We start from the raw sequence: 11,674 nt of genomic DNA on the forward strand, positions 1-11,674 counted from the left end.
ACCCCGGACCCCTCCATGTTCGACGTCATGGAAAAATACGGCATCCTGGGTGTCGAGATGGAAGCCGCCGGTATCTACGGCGTGGCCGCAGAGTACGGTGCCAAGGCGCTGACCATCTGCACCGTCTCCGACCATATCCGTACCGGTGAGCAGACCACCTCTGAAGAGCGTCAGCTGACCTTCAACGATATGATCGAAATCGCGCTGGATTCCGTCCTGTTGGGCGACAACTAATCCCGCAGCCTCTGGAACCATGCAAAAACGGCGACCTCTGGTCGCCGTTTCTTTATCCGTTTACTGCGCCGCATCATTGTTGGTTGGCGGCGGGGAGGGTGGAGGACTTCGTTTTTTGTGCTTGCGCACTCGCATATAGTTGCGACGAATGCCATAGGAGATAAGCAGACCTGCCAGCAGCGCAATCAGCAATATCAGCCGCTGTTTCTCCTGAATCGTTTTGAGTCTGGTGTCCTTGTCCGCCAGCATCTGCTGCTCTTCCAGGGTGATGCGCAGGTAGCCCAGTGTCTGATCGCCATCCAAGACCTCCTGTACGAACTGGATCCGCCCCTTGCCTTGTTCCGGCAGCGATTTGTTATTGTCACCGATGGGTAGCAGGCTCTCCAGCGGTACGGCCTGTTCCGACTGGGCGAGGGGAATGCCGCGTCCATCATAGAGTGTGACATCGAGGATCTCCGGCTCGGTCGCCAGATCCCGGGCCAGCCGTTCCAGCTCACTGCTGTTCTCCTCCTTGAGCCAGCGCTTCATGTCGCGGGCAGCATAGGCGACCAGTGCCTGGGCGCGGTTGCGTGCTTCGGTGTGCAGCGCAGCCTGGCTCTCTCCCTGCATATGAAGGAGAACAACCAGTACCCAGCAGCCGAGCAGCAGGCCGGCTACCAGACTGAGTACACGTTTGATGGGAAGATGACGCTGCAAGCGCGAGACCTCATGCTGACAATGAGTGCCGGATCTTGGCGCTTGCCTGCGCAAAAAGCAATACGCTACTCTGGGTCAGCATTGTTAACCCCCTGATCACCAAGGAAGGCGTATCTCTTATGTTGTTGTCCCGGCTCCCCCCTCTGTTATCCGATTGGCCTGCGTTGTTGTCCGGCTCACCCTGTTGGCAGCTCAACGCCGATGCGTTGCAACCGACAGAGACCCCGCAGGCGGGCGGCTGGTTGGTACTGTTTGGCAAGGGGCTGGGCGCCTCCCATCTGACGCATCTGTCACCACTGTTGGCTGCGCAGGGGCTGGTGGCCACCCTCTATCCTCCCACCGAGGTGACGGAGGTGCCGCTGCTGCTGCTTGGCTGCGATCGCTTCTCTTCCGAGTTGGTGGCCGAGCTCAAGAGCGGTGAGTGGGAGATCGATCTCTGCCACCTGCCGGCACTACCCACCCTGAGCGAACCCGGCCTGTTGGTGATGGACATGGATTCCACCGCGATCCGTATCGAGTGCATCGACGAGATCGCGCGGCTGGCGGGGGTCGGCGATCAGGTGGCGGCGGTAACAGCTGCTGCCATGCAGGGCAAACTGGAGTTCTCCGACAGTCTGCGCAACCGGGTGGCCCTGCTGGCTGGAGCGCCGGTCACCATTCTCGACGAGGTGGCCGCCAACATGCCGTGGATGCCCGGCTTGCAACTGATGGTCGATACCCTCAAAGAGGCTGGCTGGAAGGTGGCCATCGCCTCCGGCGGTTTTACCCGTTTTGCCGGCGAGTTGCAGCAGGCGCTGGGGCTCGATGCTATCTTCGCCAACGAGCTGGCGGTGGAAGGGGGTCAGCTGACTGGCAAGGTGAGCGGGCGCATCGTTGATGCCAGCGTCAAGGCCGAGGTGTTACAGCAGCTTGCTCAGGAGTACGGCATTGCTGCCGCCCAGACCGTGGCCATCGGCGATGGTGCTAACGATCTCAAGATGATGGGCGTGGCAGGTCTTGGGATTGCTATTCATGCCAAGCCGCTGGTGCGGGCGCAGGCTGCGGCCACCCTCAATCATCACGATCTGGAGGGGGTGATCTGCCTGCTGGCGGCGCGGGCCTGCAGCGAACAACGCTGGGACAAGCGCTGACTGTGTTTCAAGGAGGAAACCAATAAAAATGGAATTGTTGCAGCAGTCTCTGTTTATCCCCTGTGGCGCCCATCAACTGCATGTTCGCCACATCAAACCCCGGGTCGCCGTGCATGGCGAGCCGATCCTGATGGTGCACGGCGCCATCGAGAACGGCCGCATCTTTTACACCGAATCGGGCAAGGGGCTGGCTTGTTTTTTGGCCCGCCACGGCTATCAGGTCTATGTGGCTGATTTGCGGGGACGGGGGCTCAGCACTCCGGCCATCGCCGAGCAGGCGGAGCACGGCCAGCACGAGCTAATCACCGAGGACTTGCCCGCCCTGCATCGCTGGATTGCCGAGCGCCATCATGGCTTCAAGGTGCACTGGGTGGCCCACTCCTGGGGTGGCGTCATCATGGCCTCGACCCTGGTGCGCTTTCCCGAGCTGGCGGAGCAGGTGGCCAGTCTGCTGTTTTTTGGTACCAAACGCGGCGTGTCGGTGCACAATCCCGAGCGCTGGCTGAAGGTGGATCTGATCTGGAATCGGCTGGCCCCCTGGCTGGCTCGCCGCCGTGGTTTTCTGGCTGCTCGCACTCTGAAGATAGGTGCTGACGACGAGCCGCTGCGCTATCTGCAGGAGACCATCCCCTGGGTCAAGTGTGGCCCCTGGCGGGATCCTCACGACGGTTTTGCCTATGACGAAGGGGCGGCACGGGTCAACTGGCCGCCACTCTGGATGATCTCTGCCAGAGCCGACAAGGTATTGGGCCATCCGACCGATGTGCGCCGTTTCAGCGACGAGATAGGCTCGGCTGCTCGTCACACCCGCCTGGGGCGTGATAATGGCAACCGGCTTGACTATGACCACATCAATATGCTGACCGCCCCGCAGGCGCAGGAGGATCACTTTCCCCGGATCCTGGAATGGCTGCTCAATCCGCAGGCAGCATGACAAAAAACAGGGCACATAGTGCGCCCGTGTCGATGGGATCAGCGGGGCGGCTGCGTGATGCCGAACCGGAACAGAGTTGCCTGGGTGGTGTCGGTCAGCTCGCCAACCCCCACGACACTCCACAACTCCTCTTCCAGCCGCTTTGCCTTGTGAATGGCGAACTTGGCGATGTAGTCCAGCTCATTGGCAATGAAGTTGGTGTCGGGGCGTCCGGTGCGGGAGATGCCGACCAGCACCGAGTAGAATTCTCCCTGCTGCAGTGCCAGCTCGATGAACTGGCGCTTCTCTTTTAGGTTGCTAAAGCTGCTGGCGAGGCGGCTGGTGAAGATGGGGAGGCCTGCCTTGGTCTGGATGCTGGCAATATAGACCTCATCTTCACGCGGTTTGTCCTCCCGCTCGATGGCTCGCAACGGATTCATCAGCAGCTCCTTGAACAACTCCCCCTGAAACAGCGGATAGAGGTTCTCCTGCTCAGGTTGCTCGGCACAGGCGGTTAACAGTTGTTGCAGGCTGCGCGGAGTGAGTGACTTGCCGATGGCGGCTGGCTTGGGGGCACCCTTCAGTTTGTTGATATAGACCGGTGAGTTGAACAGGTGGTGGGTGTAAATATTGCGCAGGGCTCGCGCCAGTCCGCGATAACGGCGCTGCTCCTGCGCCGCCTTGAGCTTGTTCTGGTTGCTCTCGATCAGCAGGCTGAAGAACTGACGACCGGTATGACGATCGGAATCCCCGTCGATACAGAGGTGCAGCACGGTGCGAGTCATGTTGAGACTAACCAGCCGGTAGGAGAGATGCTGCAGATCCATGCTCTTGGATAACTCCTGCAGACGGGGCAGGGCGATGGTCACCACATCGTTTTTCTCGCCGATAAAGGCATCTTCCAGCTCGACCTGCAGGCCATGGGCAGAAATATCTCGGGTCCAGCCAAGCCATGACTTGCCATTGTGATGGATGGCAACGGCTGTTTTGTGGATATAGCGCAGCTCCTTGCGCAACTGGACATAGTGCAGGGATTCAATCTCGAAGGGGGCAACGCCCAGCTCGTGACCAAAACGTTGCAATTCATTGGCATTATTGCCCAGCTCGCCCTCCGGGCGGAACTCCTCCCGTTGGGACTCCAGACTGATCTCCTGCAGCAGGCCGCAATACCCAATCAGTTTGAGACGTTCGAGTAACAGAATATCCTGCAGTTGCGAATTTTCGACCCCCTGCAACTGCCCTACATCTGCCTCCAGCGATTCACACGCCTCCAGTGAAAACTTGTAGACACGCCAGCTGGGACGTCGGGAGCCCACCTGGAAGAAGAGGGCGGTGAGACCACTCTGGCGCAGCTCTTCAGCAGTGGCAGAGAAGAAATAGATATGGCTGCGTACCGTGTGGGTGAAGCAGTAGATGAGGGTTTCGGTCGTGGTGCCGGGAGCAGGGCAGAGGCGTTTCATCCGTTTTGCTGAGAAGAGTCCCGCCAGGGCATCGCGGTTTTTCTCGTCGCGCCAATACTCCAGCAGGTGCTGGTTGTTCTCGGTGCGCAGTGCTATCTCGAGTGAGGGACAGTCTCCTGTGCTGAAGAAGAGCGGCATGCCGGTCATCCGTGGCAGGTAGAACTGCTCATATCCCTTGATGATGGCGGCGGAGAGCAGATAGTCGACGCTGACCCGATAGCGGATCTTGTTGGCTTCGATAAAGTCGCTGAGGAAGGCATCGAAGGCGGGCTGCTCACCGGAGCGTACCAGCCTCAGCCAATACTTCCCTTCCTTGCTCTCTTCACCGAGGATCTGGTAACCGACCGGCTGATGCAGCACCGGATTGGGGTGATCCCGCTCCAGCCCGGTAAAGAAGACCTCGACCTGAGCGCCGGTCTGGTAATTGGGCAAATAGGGGACCGAGACTCTCATGCCGCCGAGGGAAAGATCGGAACTTTTGGCGAACAACTTCTCCCCGTCATGAAGTTTGATGAGCAAGGGCGAGCTGAAGTGCATCCGCTCTTGTCGTCGCCCGTAGTAACTGGCAAAGACGATGGTGTTGACGTCGTATTGCCGGAAGGGGCTGACAGGGGGTTGCAGCAGGCCATCCACCCGGGCGTGGTGATGGTTCTTTTGCCATTGTTGCAGCGCTTCGTAAACGCCAAGGGTATAGGCGTCACGGTAGAGATAGCACTGGGACTGAAACAGTCCGATGGCCTCGGCCGGCATAAAGTGGGTGATACCGTCGAACTCGTGCACCAGGCACTCGTCCTCCAGTTCATCGCGCATGTCGATAACCCTGCGGCAAGGGGAGCATTTGCGATTGAGCTCCATCTTGATCAGAAAACGGCCGTTACTGTTTTCGTCCTGGGTCAGACGGTTGAAGATCTCTTCGAAATCTTTCTCCCGCAGCAGGGGTACAAGTTGTTCAATCAGATGTTGTTGGTGTACTGAATCCATGTGTTCCTGCCACGGAAAGTCACTTTTCCGATTCTGGGTTTGATCTGTCGGTCGCAAACAAGTATATCAAGCAGGAATTCATCCTGTCCCCGAGTTATCAATGGCTAAAAATAAAACTGCTTATGTTTGTTCCGAATGTGGTGCCGACTTCACACGCTGGCAAGGTCAATGCAGCGAGTGCAAGGAGTGGAATACCATCACCGAGGTACGCCTTGGCTCCGTCACTCCCGCAGGCAAGAGTGCCCGTTACACCGGTTATGCCGGCGCGGTCGGCAGTCAGGTACAGACACTGGCAGAGATCGCCACCACCGAAATCCCCCGTTTTACTTCCGGTTTCAAGGAGTTGGATCGGGTGCTTGGTGGCGGTGTGGTGCCCGGCTCGGCGATTCTGATCGGTGGTAACCCGGGGGCGGGTAAATCGACCCTGCTGCTGCAGACCATGTGTGGTCTGGCAGAGCGGATGAAAACTCTCTATGTCACCGGTGAGGAGTCGCTCCAGCAGGTGGCAATGCGGGCTAACCGCCTTGGTTTGCCTACCGACAAGCTACGGATGCTCTCCGAGACCAGCGTTGAGCAGATCTGCCTGATTGCCCAGCAGGAGCAGCCGCAGATCATGGTGATCGACTCCATTCAGGTGATGCATGTGGCGGATGTCCAATCTTCTCCCGGTTCGGTCTCACAGGTGCGTGAGGCAGCAGCGTTACTGACCCGTTACGCCAAGCAGAACCATGTGGCCATCTTCATGGTGGGTCATGTGACCAAGGATGGCAGTCTGGCTGGCCCCAAGGTACTGGAACACTGCATCGACTGCTCTGTGCTGCTTGACGGTGGCCATGACTCCCGTTTTCGGACTCTGCGCTCTCACAAGAACCGCTTCGGTGCGGTCAACGAGCTGGGGGTCTTTGCCATGACTGAACAGGGGATGCGCGAGGTGAGCAATCCCTCCGCCATCTTCCTCAGTCGGGGGCAGGAGCAGGCGCCCGGTTCCATCGTCATGGTGATCTGGGAGGGCACCCGACCGCTGCTGGTGGAGTTGCAGGCGCTGGTGGATTACTCCCAGCTCTCCAACCCGCGTCGGGTAGCGGTGGGGATGGATCACAACCGGCTCGCCATGTTGCTGGCGGTGCTGCACCGTCACGGTGGGCTGCAGATGGCGGATCAGGATGTCTTCATCAACGTGGTTGGCGGGGTCAAGGTCGAGGAGACCAGTGCGGATCTGGCGCTGCTACTGGCGATGGTCTCCAGTTTCCGGGATCAGGCGCTGCCCAAGGATCTGGTGGTGTTTGGCGAAGTGGGGCTCTCAGGGGAGATCCGTCCTGTCCCCTCTGGTCAGGAGCGGCTGCAGGAAGCGGCCAAACACGGTTTTCGTCGTGCCATCGTGCCGCACGCCAATGCCCCCAAGCATCCTATCGAGGGGATGGAAGTGGTGCCGGTCAAGAAGTTATCAGAGGCGCTCGAGGCGTTATAACCGTAGCAATAGAGGCTGAATGAACAGAAAAGAGCACCATGTCTGGCCGGGCGTCGTTACGACTGGTTGTGCTCCTGATGCTCGTTCAACAGCTGTTCCAGCTCCCGATGCAGCAGCTCTTCGTCACCTACGTTGAGCTCTATCATCCGCTTGAGGTGGGTGGCACTGTCGATGTCGATGTGGTGGCAGTAGAACCCCAGCTTCTTGCTGGCTTCATGGGTTAGCTCGACCTGCATCTTGATCTCGATGTCGCTGCCACTCAGGACAAAACTGAGCTGGTACTCCTTGTTGTCACGGCTCTCCCAATCATCCGGTCGGATTAACAGGGCGCCCTGCAGGGATATGTCGACAAGCTGAGTCTGCCACTTGTGCTCCCCCTGGGTGAGTTCGGCCGTGGTCAAATAGAGGATCCGTGCAAAACGGCGGCGCTCAGACATGCTCATCTCCTAGTTTGGAATCAGCTGGACACAGGGAATCATTGCTCTGAGTGTAATGCACCTTGGCTGCCAGTATCTTGAACTTGCTCCGAAAATAGCAATCAGGCTTGCTGGGCACTGAGGAACTCCACCACATGGAGTGCCTTGACCAGACGATCTTCCTGTTTGAAGCGATCCTCCAGTACCGGACCCAATTCGTTGAGGTCATCATCGAGCAGTAGCAGTTGGGCCTCGTCGGCATCACTGTATTTGTCGTTGAATTCGAGGGCAAACTCGGTAGTGGCACGAATATGGGGATAAATGCGCTTGGCCAGCTCCAGTGTTTCGCCGCTGGCTTGCTCGAAGGCGGTGACGACGTGGTGGTAGATCTCGAAATGGCCCGCGCTGACATAGTCGACTAGGCGGTCGCAAAACTGATGCAGCTCTTCTGTTTTGGGCAGGCTGCGTTGCTTGGTCCGCGCCGGAGTAAGGCCTGCCAGCTGCATGTATCCAACCAGCAACGCTTGCCTTGCATCCAGCCAGTCGTCGATAGCTTTATGCTTGCCTGCCAGCGCCTGCTTGGTCTGTTCCAGTTTCGTCAACATAATCCCTATCCTTCCGTGGGGCAAAGGCTGGCCGATTGTTCGGTATTCCGAGCCGTTTGAGCAGTGACACAACCTATAACTAGGGAAAATCTGGGCAAGCGTCAATAGCCATGGGGGGATAATGTTAAGTGGCGAAGAAATAGTCAGCGGATTGTGTCTGCGTGCTAGCAGGTTTCAGGCCTGCTCACGGTTTTTCGCGTGTGGAATGTGACTATTTCCGCAGATCTTGATGAAAACCCCAGCGTTTGACGCGTTCGGCTCGATAAAGGCTTTGCCTGTGCGTTTTTTTTTGCATAGAGTGACCCAGCGCTAAATGCCCGATCATAAAGGAAATGTTATGAACAAAGCTCAACTTGTCGATGCGATTGCCGCCAAAGCAGATCTGAGCAAAGCTCAGGCCAAAGTGGCTCTGGAAGAGATCATCAATGGTATTACCCAGAGCTTGAAAGAAGGCGATGCTGTGCAACTGGTCGGTTTTGGCACCTTCAAGGTCACCCACCGCGCAGGCCGCACCGGTCGTAACCCGCAAACTGGTAAAGAGATCCAGATTGCTGCTGCCAACGTGCCTTCATTCGTGGCTGGCAAGGCTCTGAAAGACGCCGTCAAGTAAGTCCGAAAGTCTGTTTTGTCCAATGCCAGTCAGCTTGCTGACTGGCATTGTTTTTATGGGATTCTCCCATCCTTCCTGACTTTTCCTTTTGTCGGCCTCGTTGCGGCTGAGGCCTTATGCCGTTTGCGGATTGGATGGCAGCGGCCAGATCCGCTCATAGGCCCAGGTAAAGACCATGATGTAGACGAGGTAGAAGGCGACGAAGCCGAGATCCAGCATCAGGGCGTCCCACACTCCCAAATCGAGCCAGAACATGACGCAGGGGAGGGAGAGCATCATAAAGCTCGCCTCATAGCCAAACGCGTGCAGGAAGCGGTCCAGTGGTCGCTTGTTAGTGCGTCCGCAAAGTTTGAGCAACCCCTTGTCGAACAACAGGTTCCAGCCGTAGGTCCAGGCGGTGGCGACGATGGAGAAGAAGATGGCCAGTGAACCGACCTCGGCGACGCCCTGACCGAACAACTGGCTGATCAGCGGTGCGACCAGTGCCAGCCCGATGCCTTCGTAGAGAACCAGATAACGAAGTCGATCGGGGGTGGTGCGTAGTTGGGTACTACTCATGGGGATGTGCCTCCTGTGGGAGGCGCATTCTAATCAGGGAGTGGTTAAAAGAGAAGCATCGGCCCGTCATGACGGGCGTTGAGGGGCATGATGATGCCCCCTCATTTGCGATACGTCTCTATTGCCAACTTGGGCGTGAGCCCTGAGTGGTCAAGTCTGCGACTCAGGCGCCGGTTGGCGTGACCCGGGTCAGCATGGCAAAGCCCTCTTCCACTTGAGTGAGCTCTACCTTGACCTCTCCCAACTCGGCGAGCGAGGCAACATGGGTGCCGCCACAGGGGATGGTGACCTCCTGGCCTTCCAGCGAGCAGTGCCAGTAACGGGAGTCGATGATCGCCTCGCCGGCCCGGCTTCGGCGAATGTCAGCTCCGCTTGCTACCCAGTCGGCCAGTTGTTGGTTGACTTTCTCTTCAATCAGCGCCAGATCTGCCAGCAGCGCCTCGCTGTTGACTCCTTTCTTGCGCAGGCTCTTGCCGATTCGGTACTGCTCCCACGATCCGCAAGGCTCGACCCGCGAGCTTTGAATAGCAAGACGATCGAAGTCGGGCTGGCCCAGTGCATCGCGCTCGCTTACCTCCTTGCGCCAGTAGGGAGTCAGTACTCGATTGAGCGCCAGCGCGGCCAGATGGCAGCCGCTATGGCCCAGACTCAGGGCGTGGCGGGCAGCGCTATCTACTTGTAATTCGACCTGGCTGCCAACGGCCAGCTCATGGTCACCGGTCAGCGGATGGACCACCACGAAACGCCACCCCTCTGCGCCCCGCTTGACCGGAATCGCAGTATCGACAAACAGCTTGCCATCCGGGCTGATAGCCCCCATCCGGCAAGGGCCAATGGCGGCTTCGCCCCCTTCCCAGCGAGCATGGCCCACATCCCCCGGCTGATCGGGCCAGAGGTGGCTCTGGGGATGAAAGGGGGTGAGGTCGGTGACCAGCAGTGTGGTGTCGCCACGCTGACAGCAGACCACGCTGGCTTGCTCCTGATGATGGCCCAGCACGAAGCTGACTCGGGTATGTTCCATGGCAAGGCTCCCGCAACGATAAATGAGAAAAGAAAGCGGCAGCATACGCCAAAGTGCGAAGAGGCTCATTAACCAGAGTTAATGAGCCCCTCTTCTCGGTTTGACGGTTCGCTAGATCATGGCGACCAGCAGGTAGGCGTTGAGCCCGATCACCAGGGCGACGATGAGGCGGCCGACCGCCTGGGTCACCGGGTGGTTGCGATACTCCCCCATCAGGGCGCGATCGCCGGTCAATATCAGCAGCGGGATGAGCGCCAGCGCGATGCCGAAGCTCAGCACCACCTGGCTCAGCACCAGGATCTCGGTGGTGTTGAGGCCCATGGCGATTACCACGAAGGCAGGGGCCATGGTGATGGCGCGGCGCAGCCAGAGCGGGATGGTGAAGCGCACGAAGCCCTGCATCACCACTTGGCCGGCCAGCGTGCCCACCACGGTAGAGCTGATGCCGGAGGCGACCAGCGAGAGGCCGAACAGAGTCGCGGCCGCCTGACCCAGCAGCGGGGTGAGGGTCTGGTAGGCCGACTCCAGCTCGGCTACTTGCTGGTTGCCGGAGCTGTGGAAGGCGGCCGCCGCCATGGCCATCATGGCCAGATTGACGAAGCCGGCGATGGTCATGGCAATCGCCACATCGACCCGGGTGGTGTGCAGCCGCTGGCTGACCGAGCCCTGATCCTGGGTGTGCTGGGTCAGCGCCGAGTGCAGGTAGATAACATGGGGCATCACGGTGGCACCGAGCACACCGGCGGCCAGATAGACGGCATCGCTGTTGGGCAGACCGGGGAAGAGGGCGCCCTCCAGCAGGCTGGGCAGATGGGGGCGGGAGAAGATCAGCTCGACGATGTAGGCCGCCGCCACGAACAGCAGCAGGCCGCCCACCACGAACTCCAGCGGTTTCTGGCCGCGGGATTGCAGCATCAGGATCCCCCAGGTCACCACGGCGGTGATACAGGCTCCTTCAAGCAAGGTCACGCCAAGCAGCAGCTTGAAGCCGACGGCGGCGCCGATAAATTCGGCCAGATCGGTGGCCATGGCGATGATCTCTGCCTGCACCCAGTAGGCCCAGACCGCCGGTTTTGGCAGTCGGTCACGGATATGTTCCGCCAGATTCTTGCCGGTGACGATGCCGAGCTTGGCCGAGAGGGTCTGCACCACCATGGCCATCAGGTTGGCCCATACCACCACCCAGAGCAACTGGTAGCCAAAGGTAGAGCCCGCCTGAATATTGGTGGCGAAGTTGCCCGGGTCGATATAGCCGATGGCGGCGATAAAGGCTGGCCCGAGCAGGGTTAGTTTGAATTTGCGGGCTGGAATCGTAGTTGTCAGTGCGGGTTGCATGGCATCACCCTCCATAAGGATATGGAGAGAGAATAGATCTAAGTGATAATCATTATCAATTGTTGTTTCTGATGATTTCCATCGGGAAAAACATTTAAGGCAGTCAGTTGCAGTGAGGGATGTGATTTCGTACAATACGCCGCCCTAGAAAAGCAGCGACTAAACACCTTTATGTTCCTTGCCTCCGAGGTCTGGCTGCACCTGGGCGGAGGCTGAATTAATCCGTAAGGAGCTAAAATGCGTCATT

The 11,674-nt window shown here is 58.7% G+C and carries 11 protein-coding genes and 1 pseudogene; 5 read left to right on the forward strand and 7 right to left on the reverse strand.

The features are described from left to right. Nucleotides 1-234: pseudogene (gene deoD / locus G5358_RS18085) on the forward strand (purine-nucleoside phosphorylase); the annotation flags it as partial. A gap of 60 nt (nucleotides 235-294) precedes the next feature. Here the strand turns inward: deoD and G5358_RS18090 are convergent. After that, nucleotides 295-930 carry an AhpA/YtjB family protein gene (locus G5358_RS18090; protein ID WP_323912728.1) on the reverse strand — a complete coding sequence of 212 codons (636 nt, stop codon included), beginning with the start codon at nucleotides 928-930 and terminating at the stop codon, nucleotides 295-297. A gap of 119 nt (nucleotides 931-1,049) precedes the next feature. Between G5358_RS18090 and serB the strand changes: the two genes are divergently transcribed. Beyond that, nucleotides 1,050-2,060, forward strand: coding sequence for a phosphoserine phosphatase SerB (gene serB / locus G5358_RS18095; protein WP_216952868.1), 1,011 nt, complete (start codon nucleotides 1,050-1,052; stop codon nucleotides 2,058-2,060). A gap of 28 nt (nucleotides 2,061-2,088) precedes the next feature. Then, nucleotides 2,089-2,994 (forward strand): alpha/beta fold hydrolase, encoded by a 906-nt coding sequence (locus G5358_RS18100; protein ID WP_216952869.1) that lies wholly within the window; start codon nucleotides 2,089-2,091, stop codon nucleotides 2,992-2,994. Between the two features lie 38 nt (nucleotides 2,995-3,032). Here the strand turns inward: G5358_RS18100 and G5358_RS18105 are convergent, their stop codons facing one another. Next, complete coding sequence (locus G5358_RS18105) at nucleotides 3,033-5,414, reverse strand: PilZ domain-containing protein (RefSeq protein ID WP_421206094.1); 2,382 nt, start codon at nucleotides 5,412-5,414, stop codon at nucleotides 3,033-3,035. Between the two features lie 100 nt (nucleotides 5,415-5,514). Here G5358_RS18105 and radA point away from each other — a divergent pair, with 100 nt between their 5' ends. Further along, nucleotides 5,515-6,882, forward strand: a complete 1,368-nt coding sequence (radA, locus tag G5358_RS18110) for a DNA repair protein RadA (RefSeq protein WP_005341318.1) — start codon at nucleotides 5,515-5,517, stop codon at nucleotides 6,880-6,882. A gap of 56 nt (nucleotides 6,883-6,938) precedes the next feature. Here the strand turns inward: radA and G5358_RS18115 are convergent, their stop codons facing one another. Together G5358_RS18115 and rsd are read right to left on the reverse strand one after the other, a co-directional pair. Further along, nucleotides 6,939-7,319, reverse strand: a complete 381-nt coding sequence (locus G5358_RS18115; protein WP_216952871.1) for a PilZ domain-containing protein — start codon at nucleotides 7,317-7,319, stop codon at nucleotides 6,939-6,941. Nucleotides 7,320-7,420: 101 nt separating this feature from the next. Beyond that, on the reverse strand, nucleotides 7,421-7,903 hold the full coding sequence (gene rsd, locus G5358_RS18120; RefSeq protein ID WP_216952872.1) for a sigma D regulator: 483 nt from the start codon (nucleotides 7,901-7,903) through the stop codon (nucleotides 7,421-7,423). 337 nt (nucleotides 7,904-8,240) lie between these two features. On the opposite strand from rsd, the gene hupA reads away from it, so the two are divergent. Next, nucleotides 8,241-8,513 (forward strand): nucleoid-associated protein HU-alpha, encoded by a 273-nt coding sequence (gene hupA, locus G5358_RS18125; protein WP_005340484.1) that lies wholly within the window; start codon nucleotides 8,241-8,243, stop codon nucleotides 8,511-8,513. Between the two features lie 114 nt (nucleotides 8,514-8,627). On the opposite strand, the gene G5358_RS18130 is transcribed toward hupA, so the two are convergent. The 3 genes from G5358_RS18130 to G5358_RS18140 form a co-directional block, all read right to left on the reverse strand. Further along, nucleotides 8,628-9,071, reverse strand: coding sequence for a PACE efflux transporter (locus G5358_RS18130; RefSeq protein WP_005358045.1), 444 nt, complete (start codon nucleotides 9,069-9,071; stop codon nucleotides 8,628-8,630). A gap of 163 nt (nucleotides 9,072-9,234) precedes the next feature. Continuing rightward, a complete protein-coding gene (locus G5358_RS18135; RefSeq protein WP_216952873.1) occupies nucleotides 9,235-10,092 on the reverse strand; it encodes a hypothetical protein in 858 nt (285 codons plus the stop codon). Nucleotides 10,093-10,203: 111 nt separating this feature from the next. Then, on the reverse strand, nucleotides 10,204-11,427 hold the full coding sequence (locus G5358_RS18140) for an Nramp family divalent metal transporter (RefSeq protein ID WP_216952874.1): 1,224 nt from the start codon (nucleotides 11,425-11,427) through the stop codon (nucleotides 10,204-10,206). Between the last annotated feature and the right edge of the window lie 247 nt (nucleotides 11,428-11,674).

Source organism: Aeromonas sp. 604176, from assembly GCF_049170755.1.
GTDB classification, from domain to species: domain Bacteria; phylum Pseudomonadota; class Gammaproteobacteria; order Enterobacterales; family Aeromonadaceae; genus Aeromonas; species Aeromonas veronii_A.